General features: G+C 70.4%; 22 protein-coding genes. 13 read left to right on the forward strand and 9 right to left on the reverse strand.

The genetic code is table 11. The features are described from left to right. Window positions 1-103: 103 nt before the first annotated feature. The 5 genes from RBS60_RS13575 (at window position 104) to pip (ending at window position 7,166) form a co-directional block, all read left to right on the forward strand. Window positions 104-433 (forward strand): antibiotic biosynthesis monooxygenase, encoded by a 330-nt coding sequence (locus RBS60_RS13575; protein WP_307958105.1) that lies wholly within the window; start codon window positions 104-106, stop codon window positions 431-433. A gap of 23 nt (window positions 434-456) precedes the next feature. Further along, window positions 457-1,461, forward strand: a complete 1,005-nt coding sequence (locus tag RBS60_RS13580; protein ID WP_307958106.1) for a sugar phosphate isomerase/epimerase family protein — start codon at window positions 457-459, stop codon at window positions 1,459-1,461. Window positions 1,462-3,428: 1,967 nt separating this feature from the next. Then, the gene (locus tag RBS60_RS13585) at window positions 3,429-4,628 is read left to right on the forward strand and encodes a hypothetical protein (protein WP_307958107.1); all 1,200 of its coding nucleotides are present in this window, start codon (window positions 3,429-3,431) and stop codon (window positions 4,626-4,628) included. Continuing rightward, window positions 4,625-6,058, forward strand: a complete 1,434-nt coding sequence (locus RBS60_RS13590; protein ID WP_307958108.1) for a DUF4041 domain-containing protein — start codon at window positions 4,625-4,627, stop codon at window positions 6,056-6,058. Before RBS60_RS13585 ends, RBS60_RS13590 begins: the two co-directional genes overlap by 4 nt. 148 nt (window positions 6,059-6,206) lie before the next feature. Next, window positions 6,207-7,166 carry a prolyl aminopeptidase gene (gene pip / locus RBS60_RS13595; protein WP_307958109.1) on the forward strand — a complete coding sequence of 320 codons (960 nt, stop codon included), beginning with the start codon at window positions 6,207-6,209 and terminating at the stop codon, window positions 7,164-7,166. A gap of 36 nt (window positions 7,167-7,202) precedes the next feature. On the opposite strand, the gene RBS60_RS13600 is transcribed toward pip, so the two are convergent. Then, complete coding sequence (locus RBS60_RS13600; protein WP_307958110.1) at window positions 7,203-7,808, reverse strand: LysE/ArgO family amino acid transporter; 606 nt, start codon at window positions 7,806-7,808, stop codon at window positions 7,203-7,205. A gap of 69 nt (window positions 7,809-7,877) precedes the next feature. On the opposite strand from RBS60_RS13600, the gene RBS60_RS13605 reads away from it, so the two are divergent. Then, window positions 7,878-8,777 carry a LysR family transcriptional regulator ArgP gene (locus RBS60_RS13605; protein WP_307958111.1) on the forward strand — a complete coding sequence of 300 codons (900 nt, stop codon included), beginning with the start codon at window positions 7,878-7,880 and terminating at the stop codon, window positions 8,775-8,777. Here RBS60_RS13605 and RBS60_RS13610 read toward each other — a convergent pair whose 3' ends face one another. From RBS60_RS13610 to RBS60_RS13620, 3 genes are read right to left on the reverse strand one after another with little or no spacing between them, the layout of a single operon-like run. Continuing rightward, a complete protein-coding gene (locus tag RBS60_RS13610; RefSeq protein ID WP_307958112.1) occupies window positions 8,778-9,650 on the reverse strand; it encodes a sugar phosphate isomerase/epimerase family protein in 873 nt (290 codons plus the stop codon). Further along, window positions 9,647-10,885: a dihydrodipicolinate synthase family protein gene (locus tag RBS60_RS13615; RefSeq protein ID WP_307958232.1), complete on the reverse strand. Its 1,239-nt coding sequence runs from the start codon at window positions 10,883-10,885 to the stop codon at window positions 9,647-9,649. Before RBS60_RS13615 ends, RBS60_RS13610 begins: the two co-directional genes overlap by 4 nt. Window positions 10,886-10,917: 32 nt before the next feature. Then, window positions 10,918-12,054, reverse strand: coding sequence for a Gfo/Idh/MocA family oxidoreductase (locus RBS60_RS13620; protein WP_307958233.1), 1,137 nt, complete (start codon window positions 12,052-12,054; stop codon window positions 10,918-10,920). A gap of 185 nt (window positions 12,055-12,239) precedes the next feature. Between RBS60_RS13620 and RBS60_RS13625 the strand changes: the two genes are divergently transcribed. Continuing rightward, the gene (locus RBS60_RS13625) at window positions 12,240-13,328 is read left to right on the forward strand and encodes a LacI family DNA-binding transcriptional regulator (protein ID WP_307958113.1); all 1,089 of its coding nucleotides are present in this window, start codon (window positions 12,240-12,242) and stop codon (window positions 13,326-13,328) included. Between the two features lie 31 nt (window positions 13,329-13,359). On the opposite strand, the gene RBS60_RS13630 is transcribed toward RBS60_RS13625, so the two are convergent. Both RBS60_RS13630 and RBS60_RS13635 read right to left on the reverse strand, forming a co-directional pair. Beyond that, the gene (locus RBS60_RS13630; RefSeq protein ID WP_307958114.1) at window positions 13,360-13,677 is read right to left on the reverse strand and encodes a hypothetical protein; all 318 of its coding nucleotides are present in this window, start codon (window positions 13,675-13,677) and stop codon (window positions 13,360-13,362) included. Further along, window positions 13,674-14,690 (reverse strand): SDR family oxidoreductase, encoded by a 1,017-nt coding sequence (locus tag RBS60_RS13635; protein WP_307958115.1) that lies wholly within the window; start codon window positions 14,688-14,690, stop codon window positions 13,674-13,676. The genes RBS60_RS13630 and RBS60_RS13635 overlap by 4 nt, the downstream gene beginning before the upstream one ends. A 163-nt stretch (window positions 14,691-14,853) precedes the next feature. On the opposite strand from RBS60_RS13635, the gene RBS60_RS13640 reads away from it, so the two are divergent. The 4 genes from RBS60_RS13640 to mgrA all read left to right on the forward strand — a co-directional run bounded on the left by RBS60_RS13640 (window position 14,854) and on the right by mgrA (window position 19,565). Continuing rightward, the gene (locus RBS60_RS13640) at window positions 14,854-16,617 is read left to right on the forward strand and encodes a glycoside hydrolase family 15 protein (RefSeq protein WP_307958116.1); all 1,764 of its coding nucleotides are present in this window, start codon (window positions 14,854-14,856) and stop codon (window positions 16,615-16,617) included. A gap of 78 nt (window positions 16,618-16,695) precedes the next feature. Next, entirely contained in the window at window positions 16,696-17,739 is a 1,044-nt protein-coding gene (locus RBS60_RS13645) for an NAD(P)-dependent alcohol dehydrogenase (protein WP_307958117.1), read from the forward strand. A 3-nt stretch (window positions 17,740-17,742) separates the two neighbouring features. Beyond that, complete coding sequence (locus RBS60_RS13650; RefSeq protein WP_307958118.1) at window positions 17,743-18,480, forward strand: SDR family NAD(P)-dependent oxidoreductase; 738 nt, start codon at window positions 17,743-17,745, stop codon at window positions 18,478-18,480. Between the two features lie 53 nt (window positions 18,481-18,533). Next, window positions 18,534-19,565 carry an L-glyceraldehyde 3-phosphate reductase gene (gene mgrA, locus RBS60_RS13655; protein WP_307958119.1) on the forward strand — a complete coding sequence of 344 codons (1,032 nt, stop codon included), beginning with the start codon at window positions 18,534-18,536 and terminating at the stop codon, window positions 19,563-19,565. Between the two features lie 36 nt (window positions 19,566-19,601). Here the strand turns inward: mgrA and RBS60_RS13660 are convergent, their stop codons facing one another. Genes RBS60_RS13660 through RBS60_RS13670 form a run of 3 tightly spaced genes read right to left on the reverse strand, consistent with a single transcriptional unit; the run spans window position 19,602 to window position 24,255 of the window. Next, a complete protein-coding gene (locus RBS60_RS13660; RefSeq protein WP_307958120.1) occupies window positions 19,602-21,878 on the reverse strand; it encodes an MMPL family transporter in 2,277 nt (758 codons plus the stop codon). Next, on the reverse strand, window positions 21,875-23,380 hold the full coding sequence (locus RBS60_RS13665; protein WP_307958121.1) for an SDR family oxidoreductase: 1,506 nt from the start codon (window positions 23,378-23,380) through the stop codon (window positions 21,875-21,877). The genes RBS60_RS13660 and RBS60_RS13665 overlap by 4 nt, the downstream gene beginning before the upstream one ends. Continuing rightward, a complete protein-coding gene (locus RBS60_RS13670) occupies window positions 23,377-24,255 on the reverse strand; it encodes a tryptophan-rich sensory protein (protein ID WP_307958122.1) in 879 nt (292 codons plus the stop codon). The genes RBS60_RS13665 and RBS60_RS13670 overlap by 4 nt, the downstream gene beginning before the upstream one ends. Before the next feature lie 125 nt (window positions 24,256-24,380). On the opposite strand from RBS60_RS13670, the gene RBS60_RS13675 reads away from it, so the two are divergent. Continuing rightward, window positions 24,381-25,529, forward strand: coding sequence for a polyprenyl synthetase family protein (locus RBS60_RS13675; protein ID WP_307958123.1), 1,149 nt, complete (start codon window positions 24,381-24,383; stop codon window positions 25,527-25,529). Between the two features lies 1 nt (window position 25,530). Continuing rightward, a complete protein-coding gene (locus RBS60_RS13680) occupies window positions 25,531-26,481 on the forward strand; it encodes a phytoene/squalene synthase family protein (protein WP_307958124.1) in 951 nt (316 codons plus the stop codon). Window positions 26,482-26,549: the final 68 nt, after the last annotated feature.

Consider the following 26,549-nt stretch of genomic DNA (forward strand, 5'->3'; position numbering starts at 1 on the left):
GGGCGGCCGGCCGGTGGGGGGGGGGGGGGGGCCGGGGGCCCCGGGGGGGGGGGGGGGGGGGGCCCCCCCCCCCCCCCCCCGCCCCATCCCTTCAGGAGAGAACATGACCACCGGTTCCACACCTACAGCAGAGCAGCAGGCACAGCAGATCCGTGAAGTATGGCTCCTGCCCGTCTTCACGCCCAGACCCGACTGTGCCGCGGAACTCAGCGCCGCCCTCCGCGAGCTCCAGCAGGAGAGCCGCCAGGACCAAGGCTCCATCGAGTACAGCGTGTACGCCGTCGATGGGCGGTTCATCCTCATCGAGGGCTGGGACAGCCAGACCGACCTCGAACGCCACAACGAGCAGGCCCACGTCCAGGAATTCGTTGCCCTTTCTGCACGCCTGCTCGCCAAGCCGTTCACCGTCACACCGATCACCCGCGTGGGCTGAAGCCCCGACCTAGGAGAGATCACATGCCCCGTCCGTTCACCCTGTTCACCGGCCAGTGGGCCGACCTCAAGCTCGAGGAGGTCGCCGAGCTCGCGGCCGGCTGGGGCTACGACGGCCTCGAGATCGCCGTCTCCGGCGAGCACCTCGATGCCGCCCGCTGGGACGAGCCCGCCTACATCGCCGAACGCCTCGGCATCCTCGACAGGCACGGCCTGGCGCTGTTCGCGATCTCGAACCACCTCAAGGGCCAGGCCGTCTGCGACGACCCGATCGACTTCCGCCACCAGGCGATCGTGGGCTCCGCCGTCTGGGGCGACGGCGACCCCGAGGGCGTGCGGCGCCGCGCCGCCGAGGAGCTCAAGGACACCGCACGCCTGGCCAAGGCCCTCGGGGTCAAGACCGTCGTCGGGTTCACCGGGTCGGGCATCTGGCAGTACGTGGCCATGTTCCCGCCCGTCCCCGCCACCGTCATCGACGCCGGCTACCAGGACTTCGCCGACCGCTGGAACCCCATCCTGGACGTCTTCGACGAATGCGGGGTCCGGTTCGCCCACGAGGTCCACCCCTCCGAGATCGCCTACGACTATTGGTCCACCCAGCGCGCGCTCGAGGCCATCGGCCACCGCGAGGCCTTCGGCCTGAACTGGGACCCCTCCCACATGATGTGGCAGGGACTCGATCCGGTCGCGTTCATCACCGACTTCGCCGAGCGCATCTACCACGTGGACTGCAAGGACACCCGCATGCGCATGGGCAACGGCCGCGCCGGCATCCTCTCCTCCCACCTGCCCTGGGGCGACCCCCACCGCGGCTGGGACTTCGTCTCCGCCGGGCGCGGCGACGTCCCCTGGGAGGACTGCTTCCGCGCCCTGACCGCGATCGGCTACGACGGGCCCATCTCCGTCGAGTGGGAGGACGCCGGCATGGACCGCCTCGTCGGCGCCCCCGAGGCCCTCGCCGCCCTGAAGAAGTTCGACTTCGCCCCCGCCACCGCCTCCTTCGACGCCGCCTTCAGCAACCAAGGCTGACCCGTTCGGGCGACAACTCAGACAAGGTGCGGTGAGAAGGATGCTGACGCGTGTGGATGACTGGTCCAAGCTATGCGGACGAACGATCGAGTTGCGCCTGCATGGCAGGACCATTTGCAGCGGCGTCGTTGGGGAGATCTCGGCGACCGGAACGGTTCTGGGGGTCCAGCCATTCACAGGGATCCGCAGGGTCTTCTACAAGCGAGACTCTTATGAGGCTTGGGCCGACTGGCGCCCATTTTCTTGAAGCTCAACCAGATTCACCGCCCGCATATGTGGGGCTTTCCAGCCGCCTATCGGCAGAGTGCCCATCGGCAGATCACTCATGGGCGCCGGTAGGTTCAGTCCCGGATTCGATGGTTCCTGAGACAGACAACTGGGATTCTTGGGGCGATGCGGATTCCAAGGGTGTGGATCGCAGCGCTATATGGCGTGGTTCTGGGATCGCTAAGTGGCGGTCCGGCTGCCCGTTTGGGGATGCCTCACCGGGGCTGCCCCTTATGGAGCAGCAACGGTGGACATATAGGAGTCGAACGCCTGGGGGCTCTTGAGCGCTGAGAACGGGAGCCTCGACAGGTTTGGGTGGTCCGTGGCCCGCAGATGATTAAGGGCGGCGATAGCGGCTCTCTTGTTCCAACGAACGGCACGCAGCCCCGGAAGCGCAACTCCGAATAGGATCACCAGGACACCCAGGACACCCAGGACGGCCAGGACGGCCAAGGACAGTCGAAGAGGGCCCCCGACAGGACCGAGTCCCGAGGGGTCGACCATAGACGCCACCGACAGGATGACCGTGACGGCGGCCGAGGCTAACTGGACCAGCCGGGGCATGCACGCCTCTTATCAGCTTCGCTGTCGCCTCATCGCCCACTCTCGGTACCCAGTTACCCCGGATACGACTGTCGATCTTCAGCACGTATCGCGCTCATCCCATGACCCGCACCCACGACGAACCCATATCGCGCCGACCGGTTCGGCCCGTCCCGCGGAAAGCGGAATGTTATAGCCTCGATTCACCTGCAACTCCACCGGCGTTCAGCGGGAAGCCTAGTCGCCAGACAGCAGGCAGTCCCCTCAGAGATTGCTTGGAGACTCGCCTTCTGGTTCGCAACCGCACGACGCTGTCGGTGAGCCGGTCCGTGATGGCACCTTCGGCGCTGCGCGGCGCGGTCCCGTTGTCCCAGGCATCGCGGCGGAGCGTACACCCGGATCGATGAAATGAACGATGGCGGTGCGCCAGCCGACTGTTCTGCAAAGCTACAGCTTTCTGAGACGCTGGCGCGGTCCCGCACAGACCTGTCTCAGGGGCAGACCGCCTCTGGACCCCCGGTGTCTCAGAAAGGTGCCTCGACGGAATCTGCCTCCCCAAGCGACTCAAGAAAGAAGGTGCCGCACGGCCAGGAGGGGCGGTTCACCGGCGCGGGAGCCGTGCTGGTCACGCGCACAGCGCCAGCCCGCGCGCTTGACCTGCCCCGGAGGTCCACTGCCAGATCCAGGTGCCGTCCGTAGTCAGATGAGGTCCACCGGCCTCGTTCCCAGCAGAGAGCTTTGGCAAAGGCCGGGCCGGATGAACCCAGAGATGATTGACAGCGCCGGTGCTGTCGCCGGGGGCTGCACCGCGCCATACATGCGGAGGAAATGGATCGGGGGCGGCGAGTTCGTGGCGCAGCCGGGCTTCTATTTGAGACAACTGAAGAGGGTGGCACGGCCAACGCCGATGGTCACCTTGCCGACGTCAAGACCGCCGAGGACCTCGACCTCCCGCTCTCGGCCCTCACAGAGCGGGCAGGCGACGGGCAGCGCGCCCCGGAGCTGCACCCTGTGGAGAAACGACCTTTGGAACGCGTCAGCTTCATCAGTTCCGCAGCCCAACGTCCTAGAGTGATCTTTGGTCCGTTCGGTATTTGGGGGTTGATGGAATGGCGCGGCGTCGCGGGTTCCTTGCAGAGATTCAGCATCAGCAGCGGTTGGCCCAGCAGCGGGAGAGCGCGGCCCAGCGTGCTGCAGCGGCCGCGCAGGTCCGGGTGGAGCGGGCGCGGGCTGCGGCTGCTCGGGCGGCTGCAGCTGCGGAGCGTGCATCTGAGGCCGAGCGCAAGCGGCTCGCGAAGGAGGCCCTAGCGGCTCACGTCGAGGCCATGCAGGCTGAGGTCGAGAGGCTCAACGCGGGCCTGGCCGGCGAGTACGCGCAGATCGACGGGATCCTGGCCGCCACCCTGGAGTCGGACGACTGGGTTGACCTGCAGTCGCTCAAGAGGTCGGTGCAGCACCCGCCGTTCCCGCACCCCGAGCTGGAACGCCCGAACCCTGCCCCTGGACCCATCGAAGTTCCTCCGGCACCGATCCGGCGTGAACCCCAGCCTCCATCGGGGCTGTTCGGGCGGAAGAAGAAGCTCGAGACTGCCAAGCAGCAGGCTCAGGCCGAGTACCAGCAGGCCATGCAGGACTGGATGGCGTACCGTGACTCGATCCCCGCACAGGAAGCCGCGCTCAAGGCCACACACGCCGCCTTCGAGCAGAAGAGGCTCAAGCAGCTCAAGGCTGAGACCTCCCGCTATGAGGCGGACTGCAGGGAACGTGAGAACGAGGTCGCCGAACACAACGCCTCCATCGACGATCTCGAGGCCGGTCTCGGCTACGGGGCAGCTGACGCGGTGGAGGAATACGTCGGCATCGTCCTGGCGAACTCGCTCTACCCGGACCACTTCCCGGTCCAGCACGAGGCCCAGTTCGACCCCGCCACGGCCGAGCTGATGCTCACGGTCGCCGTGCCGGCACCAAACCGCGTCCGGACGGTGAAGGCCTACAGGTACGTGAAGGCCAGCGACGAGATCACCGAGGCCCAGCTGTCCAAGACGGAAGCAGGAAACCGGTACGCCTCCGCGCTGCACCAGGTCGCGATCAGGTCCCTGCACGAGATCTTCGAGTCCGACCGTCAGGGGATCATCCAAGCGATCTCCCTGCAGGTCGGCCCCCAGACCAAGGACCCCGCGACAGGACGCAGCACCTTCATTCCGCTCGTCGCCGTGACCTCGCCCCGGGAGACGTTTCTGGAATTCGACCTCTCTGGCGTGGTCCCTTCCGCCACGCTGCAGCACCTCGGGGCGGCTGTGTCGAAGAGCCCCGCGACGCTTGTCGCGGTGGATCCCGCCGGCGTGCGCAGATCGTGAGTACGGGCAGGCTGCGGTTCAACCCCGCTCCCGGGTGGCCTCCCGCCCGTGCGGGCTGGACGCCCCCTGCGGGGTGGAAGCCGCCCAGCTCCTGGCCAGCACCGCCCCCGGGCTGGCAGCTCTGGGTCCCAGAGGGAGAGGCCGCCGAGGGCGCAACCGCCGAGGCTCCCTCTGCCACGCCTGATCCGAAGCCCGGGCCTGAGCCCGTTCTGGAAGCACCACAGGCTGCCAAGCCCACCGCTCCTGAGGACGGGCAGCCGCTGGCGAGACTTGAAGCGCTCGAGGTCGAGAACGCCAGGCTCCGCCGGCTGCTCGAGGATGCTGTGGTGGGGGCTGGAGGGGTCCTCCAGCTCGATGACCAGAAGTTGCTTCAAGAGGTCGGCATCTACCGCTATCACCACCCCCTCGAGAATGCCGCGGCGTACCTCCAACGACTCCAAGACGTCGAATCCCGCACCGCAGCGCTGATCCGCGACGGCCACGCAATCGAGACGTCGAATATGTTCACCTTCGACAACTCCTTGGCCAAGGGTCGGAAGATGTCCGCCGACCTGGCCAAGCTGATGCTCCGTGCCTACAACGCCGAATCCGACAACAGCATCCGCACATTGAAGGCCGGCAACGTCCTGACTGCCAAGCGAAGGATCGAGGCCTCTCGCACCGCGATCGCCCGCCTGGGAGCGATGATGCAGATGCGCATCAGCGACGCCTACCACTCCCTCCGCATCGAGGAGATCGAGCTCACGGCCGACTGGCTGATGATGAAGCAGGAGGAGAAGGAGCGGGAGCGGGAAGAACGAGCTCGGCTCCGTGAGGAAAGACGCGTAGAGAGGGAGCTCGCCGAGGAACGGGCCCGACTCGACAAGGAACGCGCGCTGCTCCTGCAGACCCTCGAGACCCTCAACGCCGCCGGGACCACCAACCCAGATCTCATCCAGCGGCTCGCCGACATCGACAAGGCGATCGCCGATAACGACTACCGTGCGGCCAACATCCGCGCGGGCTATGTCTACGTGATCTCCAACCGGGGGGCCTTCGGCATGGGAGTGGTGAAGATCGGTCTGACCCGCCGGCTTGACCCCACCGATCGCGTCAGTGAGCTCAGCGGAGCCTCCGTCCCGTTCCGCTTCGACATCCACACCATCTACTTCTCCGAAGACGCCGTCACCCTCGAAGCCGAACTCCACCGCCACTTCGCAGACCGCGCACTCAACCAGGCCAACCTCAGGAAGGAGTTCTTCTTTGCCACACCCGCCGAGGTACGTGACGTCCTGACGAGCAAGGTCGGCAATCTCCTCGAATTCACCGAAGAGGCAGAGGCAACCGAGTACTTTCAATCCCTTGGCTCGTGGCCCACCGAGCGTCATGGCCTAGACGTGCCACTACAGACCGATGACGGCCGCCTCTCGTTCGAAAGATCACACGACTAGTTCCCGCGCGCACGGACACACCGTGCCGTGCTCTCAGCAGTAGGCGACGTAGCCCGCCTCGCGTTCGGCTCGCCGTCTCTCCCGTCCACTCCCCAGACTGTGTCCGCCAAACCGGGAACGGTCCAGAGCGCGACGTAGGCTGCTGACCGTGAGCTACCCGATTGGCGAGCCGCACGACGCGGGGATGATGGCGACAGGCGACGGGCACCGGGTCTACTGGGAGGCCTACGGCAGCCCCGACGGCAAACCCGCGCTCGTGCTCCACGGCGGCCCGGGCTCGGGCGCCAGCCCGTGGTGGCGGCAGTTCTTCGACCCTTCCCGCTACCGGGTGGTGATGTTCGACCAACGGGGATGCGGCCGCAGCACGCCCAATGCCCGCGACGACCTCGCGGCCCTCGAGAACAACACGACGGCGCATCTCATCGCGGACATCGAGGCCCTGCGGGACCTCTTCGGAATCGACAGATGGCTCCTGTTCGGCGCCTCCTGGGGATCCACCCTCGGGCTCAGCTACGCCGTCCAGCACCCCGACCGCGTCTCCGAGCTGGTGCTCTGGGCGCTCGTGACGACCCGTGCCAGAGAGGTCCACTGGCTCACCCACGTCATGGGCGAGATCTACCCGAGGGAGTTCGACGAACTCCTCAGCGTGATCCCGCCTGAGTCTCGCAGCGGCAACATCCCGATGGCCCTGAGCGTCCTGCTGCGCTCCCCTGACGCAGGAGTGCGCGATCGGGCCGCTCGGGCGTGGTGCGCCTGGGAGGACCGCATCGCGACCCTGTCGGGTCCGGTCGTTCCGAGCCAGCAATGGCAGGAGCCCTCCGCACGCCTTGGCTTCGCTCGGCTTGTGACCCACTACTTCGGCCATCACGCATTCCAGGCCGACGACGCCATCACCGCAAACCTCGACCGCATCAGAGGCATCCCCGCGTACTTCCTGCGCGGGCGGCTCGACATCGCCTCGCCCCTGCGGCCGGCCTACGAGATCGCGCAACACCTGCCCCAGGCCACGCTGGAGATCGTCGAGGCCGATGCCCACGGAGCGGGAGACGACACGCTTGAGCGTCTGGTGAGGGTGCTCGACACGCTCTCGAATGCAACGACCCCCTGAACCCAAGCCCCCCAGCCGCCCACCCGCCGTCGTGCGTCAGCCCCCGAAGGCGAGCATCGCGGCGAGGCTCGCCATGAGCACGGCGACGAACCCATCGAGGAAGCGCCACGCGGCGGGCCGGGCGAAGAACCCGCTCAGGGACCGCGCGCCGTACCCGAGGAGCGGGAACCACAGCGCGCTCGCCGTCACGGCACCGAACCCGAAGGCCCAGCGCCCGTCGCCCTGGGCATTCGCGAGCGAGCCGAGCAGCACGAGCGTGTCGAGGTACACGTGCGGGTTGAGCCACGTGAGCGCGAGGACGGTGGCGACGGCGGCCCACATCGTCCCGTTGCCGCGCCCCTCGGCCGCGCGCAGCGAGCCGGGCCGGAGGGCGCGCTTGGCCGCGAAGAACCCGTAGGTCACGAGGAACGCCACGCCGACCCACCGCACCACCTGAAGCAGCATGGGCGCGCTCTGCACCGCCGCGCCGATCCCCGCGACACCCGAGAAGATGAGCACCGCGTCGCTGGCCGCGCACACGAGCACCACGGGCAGGATCCACTCGCGCTTGATGCCCTGCCGGAGCACATAGGCGTTCTGGGCCCCGATCGCAATGATGAGGCCGAGGCTCGCGCCGAGGCCGGCGAGGTAGGAGAGGATCATCCCTCGACGGTACGGACCTCGGATATGAAGATCAACTCACGATTTCTGAATCTACATTAGCATATCTTCATGGACTTGGAGCAGCTGCGGGCGCTGGCCGCCGTCGTGGACCAGGAGACGTTCGAGGCGGCGGCCGACGCCCTGCGCATCACGCCGTCCGCCGTGAGCCAGCGGATCAAGGCACTCGAGCGCTCGGTGGGCAGCGTGCTCGTGCGTCGCCTCAAGCCGGTGGTGCCGACCCCGGCGGGGGAGCGGCTCCTGCGCTCCGCCCGCCAGCTGCTCCTGCTCGCCGACGAGGCGCTCCTCGCCCTCCGCTCGGACCAGGCGCACGACGCCGCCGGGCCGGGTTCCGGGGGCGGCCTCGCCGAGCGGCTGCGCGTCCCCATCGTGGCCAACGCCGACTCGATCGCCACGTGGCTCCCGCCCGCGATCCGCGAGGTCGCGCTGGGAGGGCGGATCGCCGTCGAACTCCTCCGCGACGACGAGCACGCGACCGCGGACCTCCTCCGCTCCGGCGACGCCGTCGGGGCCGTGACCGCGGACCCGCGGCCCGTGCAGGGATGCAGCGTGCGGCCGCTGGGAACGATGGTGTACCGCGCCAAGGCGTCCGCGGCGTTCGTCCAGCGGTGGTTCCCCGGCGGGGCGACCGCCGAGGCGCTCGCGATGGCGCCCGTCATGCAGTACGACCGCAAGGACTCCCATCAGCTCGCGCTCCTCGCCCGGGTGGCGCCCGAGGCGACGCCACCGCAGCACTTCATCCCGGACTCGGTCCAGTACGTCGAGGCCGTGCAGGCCGGGCTCGGGTGGGGCATGGTGCCGGACCAGCAGGACCCGGACGGGCTGCTGGTCGAGCTGGACCCGGCGTGGAGCGAGGACCTCGGGCTCTACTGGCAGTCCTGGACGCTCGACTCGCCGGGCCTCGACGAGGTGAGTGCCGCCGTCGTGCGCGCGGCGCGGGTGCTGAGGTAGTCACGCGAAGGGCAGCACGAGCTTGGCGTAGCGCTCCTTCATGGTCTCGAGCGTCGCGTCGTTGTGGCCGTCCCAGATCTCCTGGTTGAAGATCTCCACTTCGATGAGCCCGGTGTAGCCGGCCTCCCGCACCCACGTGGTGATGGTCGGGAAGTCGATCACGCCATCGCCCATCATGCCCCGGGAGAGCAGGGCATCCGCGGCGATCGGCAGGTTGAAGTCGCACACCTGGTAGGAGGCCAGACGCCCCACACGGCCGGCCCGCGCGATCTGCTCGCGCAGCTGCGGGTCCCACCACACGTGGAACGTGTCCACGGCGACGCCGACGTCGGACGGCGCGAACGGCTCCGCAAGGTCCAGCGCCTGCCCGAGCGTGGAGACGAGCGCCCGGTCCGCGGCATACATGGGGTGCAGCGGCTCGAGGACGAGCCGGACGCCGTGCTCGTGCGCGAACGGCGCGAGCTCCGCGAGCCGGTCCGCGATCCGCTGGCGCGCCGCAACAACGTCCTTCGACCCGCCCGTGAGCCCACCCACCACGAGGTAGAGGTCCCGCGTGCCCAGCGCCGCCGCTTCGCGTACTGCGGCGCGGTTGTCGGCGAGGGCGGCGGCCTGCCCCTCGGCGTCGGCCGCCGTCAGGAAGCCGCCGCGGCACAGCGAGGAGACCTCGAGCCCGGCGGCCCGGATCATCGCGGCGGCCTCGGCGACGCCTGCCTCGTGGACGCGGTCCCGCCACGGCCCGATCGCGCCGATGCCGGCCCGGACGCAGCCGTCCACGGCCTCGCGCAGCGTCCACTTCTTGGTGGTGGCGGTGTTGAGCGAGAGCCGCTCGGCGCCGGGGGCTACCCCGCCCCCGCCCACGCCGCCCCTGGTCACTGGGGGACTCCGTTCGCGTCGAGGAAGGCGGTCATGCGCCGCGCGGCGAGGTCGGGATCGAGCAGGAGCCCCGCAGCGTCGGCAAGCTCGAACACCCTCACCAGATGCGGCACGCTGCGCCCGGACTGCAGCCCGCCCACCATCTGGAACCCCGCCTGATGCCCGTTGAGCCAGGCCAAGAACGCGATCCCGGTCTTGTAGTAGAACGTCGGCGCGCTGAAGATGTGCAGCCCGAGCTCGCGGGTCGAGTCGAGGATGTTCCTGGCGGCGGCGGGGTCGCCGGAGTCGTACGCCTGCACGGCCGCGGACGCCGCGGGGTAGATCGCCGCGAAGATCCCCAGCAGCGCGTCGGAGTGCTGCGAGCCGTCGCCGTCGATGAGCTCGGGGTAGTTGAAGTCGTCGCCGGTGTAGAGCCGGACGCCGTCGGGCAGCGCCGCGCGCAGCGCCTTCTCGTGCTCGGCGTCCAAGAGCGAGACCTTGACCCCGTCCACCTTGGCGGCCAGCCCGCGCACGAGTTCGAGGAACGTCTCGGTGGCCTCCGCAACGCTGTCCGAGCCCCAGTAGCCGGCGAGGGCCGGATCGAACATCGGGCCGAGCCAGTGCAGGATCACCGGTTCGCGCGCCTCCTCGATCAGCGAGCGGTAGACGCGCAGGTAGTCCGAGGGCCCGGCAGCGGCCTTCGCGAGGGCCCGTGACGCCATGAGGATCACCTTCGGCCCCGCCTCCTCGACGACGGCGAGCTGCTCCCGGTACGCCTCCAGGGCGCGTTCGACGCCGGCCGGTCCGGCAGGAACCTCCGTGACGTCGAGCTGGTCGGTGCCGACCCCGCACGCCACAAGGTCGCGCACCGAGAGCCCGGCCACCGCCGGAACGGTGCCCGCCGCGGCAACGGCCGCGGCCTCCGCCCCGACACGCCGGATGAGCTCCCGCGTCGCGGCCCAGTCCAGGCCCATCCCGCGCTGCGCGGTGTCCATGGCGTCCGCGACGCCGAGCCCGTAGGACCACAGCTCGTGCCGGAATGCGAGCGTGGCCTCCCAGTCGATCTCCGCCGGCGCCCCGGGAGTGTTGTTCCCGGTGGCCGCCGGGATCACGTGCGCCGCCGCGTACACCTTCCGTGCGGCAAACGGCGCCTCGGGGCGGGCCCACGCCCGAGCCGGGGCGAGCTCGTGGAGGCGAGTGCCGCCGTCGTGCGTGGGAAGCACGACGGCGGGCGCACGCCCCGGCGGCTCCGTCACCTGCGCGCGCCGCGCGGCCTGCGCGGGCGCGCTCACAGCTCGATCTCCGGGACGTCCACGGTGCGGCGCTCGTCGTTGGAGCGCAGGCCGAGCTCGGCGAGCTGCACACCGCGCGCGGCGGAGAGCAGGCCGTAGCGGTGCTCGCGCCCGGCGAGGACGTCGCGCAGGAACTCCTCCCACTGCAGCCTGAAGCCGTTGTCGAGGTCGCCGTTCGCGGGGACGTCGAGCCACTGCTCGCGGAACGGCTCGGTGACGGGCAGGTCCGGGTTCCACACGGGCTTGGGGGTGTGGGCGCGCTGCTGGGCGACGCACTTGCGCAGGCCCGCGACCGCGGAGCCGTGCGTGCCGTCCACCTGGAACTCGACGAGCTCGTCGCGGTACACGCGCACGACCCACGAGGAGTTGATCTGGCCCACTACCGGGTCCCCGCCGGGGGTCTCGAGCTCGAAGATGCCGTACGCGGCGTCGTCGGCGGTGGCCTCGTACTCGTGGCCCTGTTCGTCCCAGCGCGCCGGGATGTGGGTGGCGGTGAGGGCGTTGACGCTCTTGACCCTGCCGATGATCCCCTCGAGGACGTAGTTCCAGTGGCAGAACATGTCCGTGGTCATGCCGCCGCCGTCCTGCTTGCGGTAGTTCCACGACGGGCGCTGCGCGGCCTGCACGTCCCCCTCGAAGACCCAGTAGCCGAACTCGCCGCGGATCGAGAGGATGCGGCCGAAGAAGCCCTCGTCGACGAGGCGGCGCAGCTTCACGAGGCCGGGGAGGTACAGCTTGTCATGCACCACGCCCGCGGTCACCCCGGCCTCCCTGCCGATCCGCGCGAGCTCCACGGCCTCCTCGAGCGTCTCCGCGGTGGGCTTCTCGGTGAAGACGTGCTTGCCGGCGCGCATCGCCTTGCGCAGCGTCTCGGCGCGCAGGCTCGTCATGGAGGCGTCGAAGACGATGTCCACGTTCGGGTCGTCGATGAGGGCGTCGAGGTCCGTGGACCATTCGGCGACCTTGTGCTCCTCGGCGATCTCGCGCAGCTTCGCCTCGTTGCGGCCCACGAGGATCGGCTCCACCTGGATGCGGGTGCCGTCCGCGAGGAGGATGCCGCCGGCATCGCGGATCGGGAGGATGGAGCGCAGCAGGTGCTGGCGGTAGCCCATTCGGCCGGTGATGCCGTTCATGGCGATCCGCAGGGTCTTCGGCTCGGGGTTCGCGGTCAAGGCCGCCTCCTTCGGTGGTCATTCAAAGGTTGATGGAAAGCGCATTCCGACATCCACTATGGCGCGCGCCACGCCGATTGGCAAGCGCATTCCAATCATCGTGCTGGGATGCCATAATCGGCTGTAGTCCACCACTGGGAGGTTCCATGGCCGCCGTGAGGCTCAGCGACGTCGCACGACAGGCGGGAGTCTCGCCGGCCACGGCGTCCCGCGTGCTCAACGGCTCCGCCCGCACACCCGCCGCGGAGATCGCCGAACGGGTGCGCGAGGTTGCCGCCGCCCTCGGCTACATCCCCAACGCCCAGGCGCAGTCGCTCGCCCGCTCGAGCTCGGGCCTGATAGGGCTCGTGGTCCATGACATCGCCGACCCCTACTTCTCCTCGATCGCCCGCGGCGTCCAGACCGCGGCGCGCGAGGCGGGCAAGACCCTCCTGCTCATCAGCACCGAGACCCCGGCGGAGGAGCGCGTCGCCGTCGAGGCCCTGGCCTCCCGGCGCGCCGACGCGATCGTCATCGCGGGCTCCCGCTCCTGCCATCCCGAGCACGGCGACGACAACGACGCCCTCGCGCACGCGGCCGCGCGCTACGAGGGGAACGGGGGCACGCTCGTCATGATCGGCTCGCCGCTGATTCCGCAGACGCACGACGGCGAGGGCGCACCCGCCGCGCCCGGTTCGCCCGACGCAGCGGGAGCCTCGGAGACGATGCTGCTCGCGATCCCCAACGGGCCGCTCGCCGCAGACCTCGCCCGTGCGCTGGTCGGGGCCGGCTGGTCGCGGTTCGCCGTGGTGGCGGGCCCGGGTGGCCTCCAGACCTCGGACCTCCGGCTCGAAGGATTCCAGCGCGGCCTGCGTGACGCGGGCGTCGCGGAGGCCACGGTGCTGCGCGCGGCGTTCAACCGCGGCGGCGGCTTCGGGGCGGGGGAGGAGCTTGAGGCGCTCATCCGGCAGAAGGCCGATCCGCTATGCGTCTTCGCCGTCAACGACCGCATGGCCATGGGTGCCGTCGCGGGCCTGCGAGCACGGGGACTGGGTGTGCCCGCGGATTACGGCATCGCGGGCTTCGACGACATCGACACGCTCGCAGACTTCGTTCCCGAGCTCACCACGGTGCACCTCGACCTCGAACAGATCGGGCACGACGCCGCGTCGGCGGCACTGGGCGCCGGAACCGATGGCGCGGACCTCCTGCCGGCCGAGGGACGGGTGGTGCTGCGGGCGAGCACAGCCCGCTGAGCGCGGGCGTCGGGTCCCTTATTCGAACTGGCTACCGGAACTCGCCGGCCGCGAACACGAGCGCAAGCGCCGCATTGACGGCGGCTGCGCGTCGCCGCTTCGGGTCGAGGGCCGCGACCGCGGCCATGGTGAGGGCGTGGACCGCGTCGACGGCACCGCCGAGCCGGTGCATCCCCGCGCCAGCCCGGGCGGTCACGAGTGCCTGGGTCAGATGCCGCGCGCCGAGGATCCTCACCACTGTGCGTGCCCGGGCATCGGGCACGCTCCCGAGGAGCAGCCGTTCGACTGCCCCGGGCGCGAGGAGCTCGGTGGCGCCGTAGGCCGCACGGACGAGCTCGAGCGGGCTCACCGCGTGCCGTTCCGGACGAGGGCAGTGGCCGCAACCACGGCCCCCGCGAGGAGCACACCCGCACCGGCTACCACGCGGTGGTGCTGGGAGGCGTAGAGCTGGGCGCTGCGTGGGGAGGCCTTATCGTCGAAGATTCCCCGGGTTCCGAAGTCCCGAGCGCGGTCGGCGGGCTCCCACAGGTTGGCAGGCTGATCGGGATCGCGGGGGTCCGGGGTCTGCTGGGCCGAGAAGCCCGTCTTGGCCAGATAGCGGTCGAGTACACCGGGCATGACCGCGTTCGCGATGAGCGTCGCCGCCGTGCTCCCGCCGACCCAGTACTCCCGGCGCCCGGGGTGCGCCGCCGCGTGGACGACGGCGCGGGCCGCCACCTCGGGCTGGTAGATCGGCGGCACGGGCTGGGCCTGACGCGGCAGCCTCGAGAGAACCCACGAGAACTGCGGGGTGTTCACGGCGGGCATCTGGACCATCGTGGTCCGGATGCCGCTCTTCTCATGCAGGAGCTCGGTGCGGAGCGCCTCGTTGAAGCCCTGGATCGCGTGCTTGGCCCCGCAGTACGCCGTCTGGAGCGGGATGCCACGGTAGGCGAGGGCAGAGCCGACCTGCACGATCGTGCCCCGGTTGCGGGACCGCATGCGCCGGAGGGCGGACATCGTCCCATAGACGAACCCGAGGTAGCTGACCTCGGTGACGCGCTTGAACTCCTCCGGGGTGATGTCCTCGAAGCGCGAGAACACCGAGGTGAAGGCGACATTGACCCAGACGTCGATGGGGCCGAGCTCCCGTTCCACCCGCTCCGCCGCGGCCTCGACGGCGTCGGCGTCCGCGACGTCGACCGGGACGGCGAGGGCCTGTCCGCCTGCCGCCTCGACCTCCGCGGCGGCCCCAGCGAGGCCATCCTCGCCCCGCGCGAGGAGGGCGACGGCGTCCCCCTCCCGCCCGAAGCCGATGGCCGACGCTCGGCCGATTCCTCCGCTCGCCCCGGTGACGACGACGACCCGACGTGCTGTTCCCATGTGGACTGCTCCTTGGCTCTCGCAGGGACTGATGGCTTTCGGCAGCAAGGGTTTCGTACCCGCGACGCCGCGCGTGAAACACCGCCGTCAGGCCGCGCATTGGACTGGGCGATGCGATCGCCGATCCATTGCGCCGACGGGACGGCCGCCCTAGCCTGCAGGGATGATGTCCCGCGACGCAGAGGATTTCCCGCCGTACGTCCTGCGCGAGTACGCCGTGCTCGCCGATGGACGGCGCGGGGCCCTTCTGGGACCCCGTGGGGACATCGTGTGGATGTGCGCGCCCGCATGGCACGACGACGCGGTCTTCTCGTCCCTCCTGGGAGGACCGGGCTGTTTCGCCGTGACGCCCGCCGATCCCAGGTTCGTGTGGGGCGGCCAGTATGAGGACGGAACACTCATCTGGGTCAGCCGGTGGATCACGGGCAGCGGCACCATCGAGTGCCGGGAGGCGCTGGCCCACCCCGGCGATCCGCACCGGGCCGTCCTCCTGCGAAGGGTCAGGGCGGTCGACGGGCCGGCGGAGGTGCGTGTCGTCGTCGACGTCCGGGCGGGCTTCGGACGCCACCGCATGACGAGCCTCCACGAGGACGACGGCGGGCGCTGGACGGCGCGCAGCGGCCCCGTGAGGATCAGGCTCACCGGCGCACGCGACCCCGAGACGGCAGGCGGTGCGCTCGAGTTCAACCTCCGGCTTCCGGAGGGCCACCACCACGACCTTGTCCTCGAAGTCTCCGATATCGGGCTCCCCGACCCCGTCCAGCCTGACGAGGCCTGGCTCGCGACCGAGCATGCCTGGGACCGCGACGTTCCGCGGTTCGCGGACACGATCGCGCCCGACGACGCGCGGCAGTCCTACGCCGTCCTCCGCGGGCTCACCGGTGCCGGGGGTGCCATGGTTGCCGCCGCGACGATGGGCCTGCCGGAGCGGGCGGAGCAGAACCGGAACTACGACTACCGCTACGCGTGGATACGGGACCAGTGCTTCGCGGGCCTCGCCGTGGCCTCATGCGGCGAGTTCCCGCTCTTGGACGACGCGGTCGGCTTCGTCGCGGCGAGGCTCCTCGACGACGGGCCGAAGATGCGTCCCGCCTACACGGTCGACGGCGGGCGGGTCCCCGACGAGCACGACGTCGGCCTGCCGGGGTATCCGGGAGGATCGGGTACCGCGGGCAACTGGGTCAACGGGCAGTTCCAGCTCGACGCGTTCGGCGAGGCCCTCCTGCTGTTCGCCGCCGCGGCCGAGCACGACCGGCTCGACCTCGAGCACTGGAGGGCTGCGGAGATCGCGGTCGAGGCCATTGCCGAGCGGCACGGCGAGCCTGACGCGGGCATCTGGGAACTCCCGCCGGAGCACTGGGCGCACTCGCGGCTCATCTGCGCCGCCGGGCTGCGGTCCCTCGGCCGCTACGCTCCGGCCCACCAAGGGGCCGCCTGGACCTCACGCGCCGATCAGCTCATCGCGGACGTGGCCAAGGACTGCCTCCACCCGAGCGGGCGATGGCAGCGCTCCCCGGACGACGAGAGGGTCGACGCGGCGCTCCTGCGGCCCGTGCTGCGCGGCGCGCTCACTCCGCAGGATCCCCGCTCAGTGGCCACGCTCGCCGCGATCCGCGGGGACCTTGCACGGGACGGGTATCTCTACCGCTTCCGGCAGGACGAGCGGCCCCTCGGCCGATCCGAGGGCGCTTTCCTCCTGTGCGGGTTCGATCTGGCCATGACGCTCCACGAGAGCGGTGACGCCGTCGAGGCCGCCCGCTGGTTCGAGCGCAACCGCGCGGCCTGCGGGAGTCCGGGGATGTTCACCGAGGAGTACGACGTCGAGCAGCGGCAGCTGCGCGGGAACTTCCCGCAGGCCTTCGTCCACGCCGCGATGATCGAGACCGCACGCCGGTTGGCCGGCGAGCCCGGCCGAGGGGTGTACTGACAGGGACTCCCAGAGCCCGAGCGCCCGCCGTAGGCTCGACGACGCAGTGCACGACACACCACCCAAGGAGAAACCCTTTTGCTGACTGTCAACGCCTACGCAGCCTCGTCCTCCGATGCTCCCCTGGAGCCGGTGACCATCACCCGGCGTGATCTGGGCCCGAAGGACGTGCTGATCGAGATCAAGTACTCCGGGATCTGCCATTCCGACATCCACACCGTCCGCGGGGAGTGGGGCCCGATCAAGCACCCGCTCGTCGTCGGGCACGAGATCGCGGGGATCGTCGCCGAGGTCGGCGCGGACGTGAGCCGGCACGCCGTCGGCGACCGGGTCGGCGTCGGCTGCATGGTCAACTCCTGCCGCGAGTGCGAGAACTGCCTCGCCGGCGAGGAGCAGTACTGCCTCAACGGCAACACCGGGACCTACGGCAGTGTCGATGCGGACGGCACCATCACCCAGGGCGGCTACTCGACGCACGTGGTCGTGGACGAGGACTTCGTGCTCCACATCCCCGAGGCTCTCGACCTCGCAACAGCGGCGCCGCTCCTGTGCGCCGGGATCACGACCTACTCGCCGCTGCGCCACTGGGAGGCCGGTCCCGGGAAGAAGGTTGCCGTGGTCGGCGTCGGCGGACTGGGCCACATGGCGGTCAAGCTCGCCCACGCGATGGGCGCGGAGGTCACCGCGCTCTCCCGGAGCCTGTCGAAGAAGGACGACGCCCTGCGCCTCGGCGCGGACCACTACTTCGCGACCGGCGACCCGGAGACGTTCGAGAAGCTCAAGAGCAGCTTCGACCTGATCGTCAACACCGTCTCGGCCCCGATCGACCTCGGCGCCCATCTGGGGCTCCTGCGCCGCAACGGCACGATGGTGAACGTGGGCGCCCCGGCAGAGCCTTTGCCCCTCAGGGTGTTCACGCTGTTCAGCAACCGGCGCTCGTTCGCCGGTTCGGGGATCGGCGGCATCCGCGAGACTCAGGAGATGCTCGACTTCTGCGCCGAGCACGGGGTCAGCCCCGACACCGAGCTCATCGATGCCTCCTACATCAACGAGGCGTGGAAGCGGGTCCTCTCCTCGGACGTGCGGTACCGGTTCGTCATCGACGCGGCCACGTTCGCGTAGGCCGTGAGCCGGATCCTGATCACCGGCTCTGCGGACGGACTGGGCCGGGCCGCCGGCGAGGCGCTGCTCTCTGCGGGACACGACGTCGTGCTGCATGCGAGGAACTCGGGGCGGGCGGCGAGCCTGGCGCTCCTCGTCGATCGCGGTGCGCACGTCGTCGTGGCGGACCTCGGAGAGCGCGACGACGTGCTGGGGCTGGCGGCCCAGCTGGCCGAGGGCGCCCCGCTCGACGCGGTGATCCACAACGCGGGGGTGTGGAGCGGGAGGGCCGTGATGCCGGTGAACGTCGTCGCCCCCTACCTGCTCACGGCCCTGCTGCCGGCACCGCGTCGCCTCGTCTACCTCAGCAGCGGCTCGCATTTCGGCGGGCACCCTTCGCTCGCTGGGGTCGACTGGCGCGGCACGAGGGCTGGGTCGTACTCGGACAGCAAGCTCTTCCTGACTGCGCTCGCGGCCGCGGTGGCGCGCCTGCGTCCGGCGGTGCTGAGCAACGCCGTCGACCCCGGGTGGGTGCCCACGAAGATGGGCGGCCCCCACGCCCCGGACGACCTGGAGCTCGGCCACCGCACCCAGGAGTGGCTCGCGACGAGCGACGACCCGGAAGCGCAGACCACCGGCGGGTACTGGTACCACCAGAGCAGGCGCGATCCTCATCCCGCGGTCCACGACGAGGCCTTCCAGGAGCAGCTGCTGCAGGCCTTGGCCGAGGAAACGGGGATCGCGCTCGCCGATGCGGGATGACACGGAGACTCCGCGTCTAGGCTGGACCGAGCACTACGAGCGAAGGGATTCCCATGTCTTACACCGCCGCAGATGACCGTTACGACCGGATGGAGTACCGCTTCACGGGCAGGAGCGGGCTCAAGCTCCCCGCGCTGTCCTTGGGCCTCTGGCAGAACTTCGGAACCGACCGGTCAGAGGTGACCCAGCGCGCCATCCTGCAGCGGGCGTTCGACCGCGGCGTGACCCATTTCGACCTCGCCAACAACTACGGCCCCCCGTATGGCCGGGCCGAGGAGAACATGGGCCGCTACCTGCGCGAGGACTTCGCGGCGTACCGCGACGAGCTCATCATCTCGACCAAGGCCGGCTGGGACATGTGGCCCGGTCCGTACGGCCAGGGTGGCGGGTCGCGGAAATATGTGCTCGCGAGCCTCGACCAGTCGCTCAGGCGGCTCGGCCTCGACTACGTGGACATCTTCTACAGCCACCGTTTCGATCCGGATACTCCGGTCGAGGAGACGATGATGGCCCTCGACACGGCCGTCCGCTCGGGGCGTGCGCTGTACGTGGGGATCTCGTCCTACTCCGCGGCGAAGACGCGCGAGGCGGCCGAGATCGCCCGCGACCTCGGGACGCCGCTGCTCATCCACCAGCCGTCCTACTCGATGCTCAACCGGTGGATCGAGGCAGACCTGCTCGACGAACTCGATGCGCAGGGGATGGGGTGCATCGTCTTCACGGCGCTCGCGCAGGGCGTGCTGACGGACCGCTACCTCAACGGGATCCCGGAGGACTCGCGGGCGGCGCGGTCCGGATCCACAATCAAGTCCGACCACCTCGACGAGCGCACCCTCGCGCACGTTCGGCGGCTCAACGAGATCGCTGAGGCGCGCGGGCAGAAGCTCGCCCAGCTCGCCCTCCAGTGGGCGCTCCGCGATCCTCGCGTCACGTCCGCGGTCATCGGAGCCTCCTCGGTCGAGCAGCTCGACACGAACCTCGACGCGCTCGCGGGCCCGCCTCTCACCGCGGAGGAGCTCAACCTCATCGACCGCGACGCCGTCGAGGCGGGGGTCAACCTCTGGGCGAAGCAGACGGAGGAGTAGGAGGGCGGCTGGCCTGACCTTCTCGTCAGTGCGTGCTCAGGAGACGCTCTCGGCCGGCGCGGGCGACGGGTCACGCGAACCGCCCTCCGTGGCCGAGCGCCGCCCGAGGCGGGATGGCCACCAGAGGGCTCCTGCGACGTCGTAGGCGAGCGCCGGAACAAGCAGGGACCGCACCACCACGGTGTCCAGCAGCACACCGAACGCGACGATGAACGCGATCTGGGCGAGGAACAGGATCGGGATGACGCCGAGAGCTGCGAACGTCGCGGCGAGCACCACGCCAGCGGACGTGATGACGCCGCCGGTCAGGGCGAGCCCGCGCAGGATCCCCGGCCGGGTCCCGTGCGCGAGGGACTCCTCCCGCACACGCGTCATGAGGAAGATGTTGTAGTCCACCCCGAGGGCCACCAGGAACACGAACCCGAACAGCGGCACCGCCGCGTCCGCGCCGGGGAACCCGAACAGATGGTTGAACACGAACGCCGAAACCCCGAGCGCTGCGGCATAGGACACTACGACGCTGCCCACGAGCAGCAATGGCGCGACGATCGAGCGCAGGAGCAGGAGCAGGACCACGAGGATCACTCCGAGCACGAGCGGGATGATCCTGAGCAGGTCGGCCTGAGCGGTGTCGTTCGTGTCGAGCGCGATCGCGGTGACCCCGCCCACAAGGGCCTCCGGATCCGCGGAGTCGAGCGTCGTCCGGAGGGTGCGGACTACGCCTTGCGCCTCGGCCGAGTCAGGCTGGTGAGCGAGTACGCCGTTGATGAGCACCATCCCGTCGCGCACGGCGGCGCTCCCAGCCTGGGCGGCCGACCTGCCAGGGACGGGGCTCCCCGCAGTGGAGGGTTGGGCCGGCGCCCCTGTGTACACCGCGGCGGAGCTGATGCCGGGTGTGTTCCGGACCATCTGCAGGACGGCGTCGGCGCGGTCCTGACGCGCGATGACGACCACGGGGCTGCCCGAGCCGGCGTCGAAGTGTCGAGCGAGCACCTCTTGGCCGGCAGTGGAGTCCGTCGCCGTGAGTACGAGCTGCGTCTGCTCGACCCCGTTGGCCTTGAGCTGCGGCAGCCCGGCCACCCCGAGTGCGAGAAGGATGAGCGCCGCGGCCCACGTGGCCCGCGGGCGCCGCGCTACGAGGGACCCGACGCGGAGCCACAGCCCGCGTACGCCCTCGAGACCGGCCGGGGTGCCGGACCTGGAGCCGGCCCCAGCGCCAGCCAGTCCCCGCACCCCGGCCGGAGCCTTGGCATGCCTCGCTGGCGAGCCCCCGCCGTCGAACGCGGGCCGGAGCGGCCAGAATGCGGCCCGGCCGAACAGCACGAGCAGGGCCGGCAGGAACGTGAGTGCCGAGAGGAGCGAGAACGCAATGCCCATGGCGGCGATCGGCCCGAGGCTCCGGTTCGAGTTCAGGTCGGAGAACAGCAGGCACAGCAGGGCCAGGATCACGGTCGCACCCGAGGCGAGGATCGGCTCGAACGCGGCCCGCCACGCACGGCGCATCGCCGCCCACCGCGACTCCACGGCGTGTAGGGCCTCGCGATAGCGGGCCACAAGCAGCAGCGCGTAGTCGGTCGCGGCGCCGATCACGAGGATCGACAGGATGCCTTGGCTCTGGCCGTTGAGTGTGATCCATCCGGCCCGCGCGAGCCAGTAGATCGCGAGGACCGCACCGCACAGGGCCGCGACCGCGGAGAAGAGGACGAGGAATGGCAGCACGATCGATCGGTACACGAGGGCGAGGATCACGAAGACGGCGCCGACGGCCACGAGGAGCAGGATCCCGTCGATGCCTCCGAACGCGGATACGAGGTCGGCCGTGAGCGCGGCCGGTCCGGTGACCCACGCGCGCATACCGGCCTGGAGGTCGCGGGTGGCACCGCGCAGCCCCGCGACCACGGTCCGCACGTGCTCGGTGTCCGCGATGGGCACGACGAACTGGGCGGCGCGCCCGTCCCGGGACGGGATCGGCCCGATCACGGCCGACGCAGCGCCAGCCGCAGGTGGGGCGACGCCCTCCACGGAACCGAGGCTGGCTGCGAGGGGGGCAAGGGCAGCCAGGTCGGTCCGGGAGAGCGCGCCGTCATTCTCGACGACGACGAGCGCGGGGATCGCATTCGATGCCGTGAACTTCTCCTGCCAGGCCCTCACCTCCGTTGACTCGGCCTTCGCGGGGAGGAAGGTGGCCTGATCGTTGCTCGAGACGGAGGAGAGCCTGCCGAAGGTGGGCCCGCCCACGCCGCTGAGCACGAACCACACGGCCACGAGCGCGATCGGGAAGAGCCAGCGGAGGTTCCGGCGGAGAGCCGTCACGGGAGGTCCTTTCGAAGGTAGGCGGCCTGCGCGTACGGCGCCCCGGTTTCCGCCGCGGCGGTGATCCGCGAGGCCATGCCGCGGAAGATGACGCCGTGGAACGGGAGCACGGCGAGCCAGTAGAGCCGCCCGGCGAGCCCGTGCGGGACGAAGACCGCGCGCTGGGCATAGGCGCTTCCCTCAGGGCGCGGCTCGACGCTCATCTCGAGCCAGGCCCGCCCGGGCACACGCATTTCGGCGCGCAGGCGGAGGAGCCGCCCCGGCTCGAGGGCCTCAACGCGCCACCAGTCGAGGGCCTCACCGAGCTGCAGGCGGTGCGGATTGCGGCGTCCTCGCCTCAGGCCGACCCCGCCTGCGAGCTTGTCAATCCAGCCGCGCACGGCCCATGCGAGTGGGAACGAGTACCAGCCGTTCTCGCCGCCGATCCCCTCGACGACGTCCCAGAGCTGGCTGGGACGGGCCGTGGACGTCTCGGTCCGCAGGTCAGTGAAGACAGTGCCGCCGGACCAATCGGGGTCACTCGGCAACGGATCGCTCGGTGCGTCGAGTGGGGACGAGCTGGCCCACGTCGTCTCGACCTCGCCGCGCGCAATCTTCCCGAGCGCGAGCTCGACGGCTCGCCGGTAGCCGGTGAGTCCGCCCGCGGGTCGCGGTACGAGCTCGTCGATATCGTGCTCGCGCACCACGCAGTCGTTCTGCAGCGACTCGACGAGCGGCACCGCCAGGGAGCGGGGGATCGGCGTGACGAGGTTGACCCACTGGGCCGCGAGCCACGGCGTGAGCACCGGGAGCGCGATGATGAGCGGCGCCCGCAGGCCCGCGGCCCGTGCATAGCCGCGCATCATGTCCGCATAGGTGAGGACGTCCGGGCCACCGATGTCGAACGCACGGCTCACATGCTGCGGGAGATCAGCGGCGGCCTCGAGGTAGTGCAGGGCATCGCGCACAGCGATTGGCTGGACCCGGTTGAGCACCCAGCGTGGCGCCGGCATGACGGGAAGGATATCGGTCAGGTGCCGGACCATCTCGAAGCTTGCCGACCCCGAGCCGATCACGAGGCCTGCCTGGAGGATAGCCGTCGGAACCCCCGACTGCCCGAGAATGCGCCCTACCTCCGCGCGGGAGCCGAGGTGGCGGCTGAGACCGCTGCCCGGGTTGAGCCCGCTGAGGTAGACGATGCGCCGCACGCCGGCGTCGTGGGCCGCATGCCCAAGCGTCTCGGCGCACGCGCGCTCGCGGGCGGGGAAGTCCTCCCCGGCGTGCGCCCCCATCGAATGCACAAGGTAGTAGACGACGTCGGCGCCCTGGCACAATGCGGCGGCGGCAGCAGTGTCGTCGAGGCTGCCAGTGACAACCTCGACGTCTTCCCCCCACGGCACGTCCCGGAGCTTGGAGGAGTCCCGAGTCAGGACCCGTACGCGGTTCCCGGCGGCTAGGAGGCGGGGCACGAGGCGTCCGCCGATGTAGCCCGTGGCCCCCGTGACAGCGATGAGGCCGCTCACGCGGGTGCCTCCCTCGGGGTCTTGCGAGCCGGGACCCGCCGGCCCGGCCGGAACCGGAACGCCGCCCCCGCTCCAAGCACAATGACGGCGGCGACGGCCGCGGCGGTCCCCACCGTGGGCATCGCGAGGGGCCCGCCCCAGCGGGCGACTGCGATCCAGACGAGACCCCACGCGATGGCGGCCAGAGGTGCCCAGCGCCGTGTGCGCGCGATGGCGACTCCGAGGCCCGCGACGACGGCGAGCACGATGATGCCGGCGGCCTCTGACGGAAGACCCGCCGGGAGCCCCGGGGCGGGGTCCCCAGGCCGCAGCCCGAGGACGAATCCAATCAGGGCCGCGGCGTTCGCGACGGTCGCGACGCAGATCCAGCCGAGGTAGAGGCCGAAAGTGCCGTCTGAGAGGAACTGCTCAGCGCGTGACCCCGCCGGCGTGCCGAGGTGCAGGGCGAACAGGCGGCACAGGACCGCCAACAGCACGAGCATCACGGCGAACGTGGCCGGTAGTGAGATGGCGGGGGAGGGGATCTGCGCAGCCCACAGCCACGCCGCGTTGAGCAGCATGGACGCCGCCGCCCACGGCCGGACCGTGCGCTGACGCCTGCTCGCGCGGCCCGCAGGGAGGAACTGCCAGACTGCGTAGCCCAGAAGGCCGGCGTAGACCACGCTCCAGATCGAGAAAGCCTGGGTGGCGGGCGAAACGGGCGTCGCACTGCTCGAGAGATACCCGCCGGCGGCGTCCTGCACGGGGGTGCCGCCGAACGCACCGCTGCCCAGAGCCGCGAAGGCAAGCGCCGCGACTGCAGAGACTGCCGTGAGTACCGCTGGCGCGAGCGCCGATCGGGGGGATCCTCCGGGCTGGATCGCGGACTGTTCCATTGCTGACTCCCGTGGCTGAATCTCGGCACCGACTCTGGTGGGCCTTTACTTTCGGACTATTCTCGAAGATCATATTTCTCGATTGACGAGATATCAAGCAATCGAGATGTCTGCAGGAGGCCATCATGCACACCGCGATGAGAACCGGACAAGCCACCCTCGGCCGTGACGTCGAAGCCGGGCTGGACAGCCCCGGACCGAGGTGGGAGGACGTAGGCGCCGCCACCGAGCGCGCCCTCACCGCTTGGCTCGAGGAATCCCGTTGTACCGCCGCGACCCCGCGTCTGGGCCTGCTGTGGGAGCGCATCGCTGCCGGGATCGAGGGAGGGAAACGCCTCCGTCCCCAGCTCGCCTTCCACGCGTACGCCGCCTTCGGCGGGCGGGACGCGGACGCCTGTGCGACCCTCGCGGCGGCGATCGAGCTGCTGCACGCGGCCCTCCTTGTCCACGATGACGTCATCGACAGGGACTTCGTGCGGCGCGGCCGTCCCAACATCGCAGGCCTCTACCGCGATGACGCGCTTGCCCGCGGGCTCTCGCAGGAGGAGGCCCGGCACCTGGGCGTGTCCGTGGCGGTGATTGCGGGCGATCTCCTCCTCGCCGGGGCGTTCCGCCTCGCCGACCTCGCCTCCGCAGACCCCAAGGTTCGCGTGCGGCTCAGCGACGTGATGCACGCCGCCGTCACGGATGCCGCCGCTGGCGAGCTCGACGACGTCCTCATGGCCCACGATCCGGAGCAGACCCTCGACGACGTGCTCGAGATGGAGCAGCTCAAGACGGCGGCCTACTCGTTCGCAGCACCGATGCGGCTCGGTGCGATCCTTGCAGGCGCCCCCGAGACGAGCGCCGAGGACGTGGCCCGGGTGGGCATGCTCGTCGGTGCGGCCTACCAGGTGATCGACGACGTCCTGGGCACGTTCGGAGACGAGGCCCAGACCGGGAAGCCCGTGACCTCGGACCTGCGCGAGGGCAAGCTCACGGTCCTGACCGCTTACGCGCGCAGCCATCCGGAGGTGGCCCGTCACCTTGCCCCGAGCTCGGGGATCGCCGTCGACCCCAACGCTGTGCTGGACCCCGACGCCCCTGGTGACCAGGACGGCGTCGGGCACGTCCGCGACATCCTCCACGGGATGGGGGCGGACACCCACGCGCTGACCCTTGCGCACTCGATGGTCACGGAGGCGCTTGACGAGGCGCGGCGCTGCGACCTCCCTCCCACGCTGCGGTCCGAGCTCACCCGGATCTGCAACCATGTCCTCCACCGGGAGCGCTGACGTGGCACCGCACCGCATCGCATCTGCGCCGGACGGGGCGACGCCGCTGAGGCGGTACTCGGACACCGCCGAGGCGGGCTCGGCCGTGGTGATCCGCCGCTACTCGACCTCGTTCGGCCTCGCCTGCCGCCTCCTCGGGCCATCCGTGCGGAAGGACATCGAGAATGTCTACGCGCTCGTGCGGATTGCGGACGAGGCGGTGGACGGCGCTGCCGCGGAGGCAGGCCTCTCCACCGATGCGGTCCTCGGCCAGCTCGACCGGCTCGAGGACGAGACGCGGATTGCCCTCGGGCTCGGATACAGCACGAATCCGGTAGTGCACGCGTTTGCGCGGACGGCGCGCCGGTCTGGAATCGGCGAGGACCTCATCGCACCGTTCTTCGCATCCATGCGGCGCGACTGCGACCCGCACGGCCACTCCGACGCCTCGCTCGGCGACTACATCTACGGCTCAGCCGAGGTGGTCGGGCTCATGTGCCTGCGCGTCTTCCTCGCCGGGCTGAGCGTGCTGCCCGCCGAGCTCGCGCGCTTCGAGCGCTCGGCCCGCAGCCTCGGGGCCGCATTCCAGAAAGTCAACTTCCTGCGGGACCTCGGCCAGGACGGCGAAGAGCTCGGGCGCAGGTACTTTCCCGGCGTCGACCCCCGGCGTCTCACTGAGGCGCAGAAGCACGCACTGCTCACCGACCTCCGCGCAGACCTCGATGCGGCCCTCCCGGGCCTCCGGCGACTTCCGGGGACGTCCCGCCGCGCCGTGGCCCTCGCGCACAGCCTGTTCTCCGAGCTCGCAGACCGCATCGAGGCGTGCCCCGCGGACGTCCTCGTGCGCACCCGCGTCCGAGTACCCACGGTCGTCAAGCTGCGGCTGGCCGCCGCGGCCCTTGCCGGCATCGGTCCGGCCTTCGAGCCCGACCCCGCGGGGTCGGCCCAGCGCGCCGAGGGGAGGGCCGCGTGACTCGGCGCTATGCCACCGGCCGCGCGGCCGGACCGTCGCGGCCCCTCCCGGGCAGGCCCCGGCGACCC

The sequence above is a fragment of the Sinomonas sp. ASV486 genome, from assembly GCF_030908215.1.
Lineage (GTDB): Bacteria > Actinomycetota > Actinomycetes > Actinomycetales > Micrococcaceae > Sinomonas > Sinomonas puerhi.

Coding starts and splice junctions, on each gene's coding strand:
- RBS60_RS13620 (WP_307958233.1), bottom strand. CDS start 12,054: ATGAACGGCATCACCGGCCGAATGGGCTACCGCCAGCACCTGCTGCGC.
- mgrA (WP_307958119.1), top strand. CDS start 18,534: ATGTCTTACACCGCCGCAGATGACCGTTACGACCGGATGGAGTACCGC.
- RBS60_RS13675 (WP_307958123.1), top strand. CDS start 24,381: ATGCACACCGCGATGAGAACCGGACAAGCCACCCTCGGCCGTGACGTC.
- RBS60_RS13625 (WP_307958113.1), top strand. CDS start 12,240: ATGGCCGCCGTGAGGCTCAGCGACGTCGCACGACAGGCGGGAGTCTCG.
- RBS60_RS13670 (WP_307958122.1), bottom strand. CDS start 24,255: ATGGAACAGTCCGCGATCCAGCCCGGAGGATCCCCCCGATCGGCGCTC.
- RBS60_RS13605 (WP_307958111.1), top strand. CDS start 7,878: ATGGACTTGGAGCAGCTGCGGGCGCTGGCCGCCGTCGTGGACCAGGAG.
- RBS60_RS13580 (WP_307958106.1), top strand. CDS start 457: ATGCCCCGTCCGTTCACCCTGTTCACCGGCCAGTGGGCCGACCTCAAG.
- RBS60_RS13600 (WP_307958110.1), bottom strand. CDS start 7,808: ATGATCCTCTCCTACCTCGCCGGCCTCGGCGCGAGCCTCGGCCTCATC.
- RBS60_RS13640 (WP_307958116.1), top strand. CDS start 14,854: ATGATGTCCCGCGACGCAGAGGATTTCCCGCCGTACGTCCTGCGCGAG.
- RBS60_RS13635 (WP_307958115.1), bottom strand. CDS start 14,690: ATGGGAACAGCACGTCGGGTCGTCGTCGTCACCGGGGCGAGCGGAGGA.
- RBS60_RS13575 (WP_307958105.1), top strand. CDS start 104: ATGACCACCGGTTCCACACCTACAGCAGAGCAGCAGGCACAGCAGATC.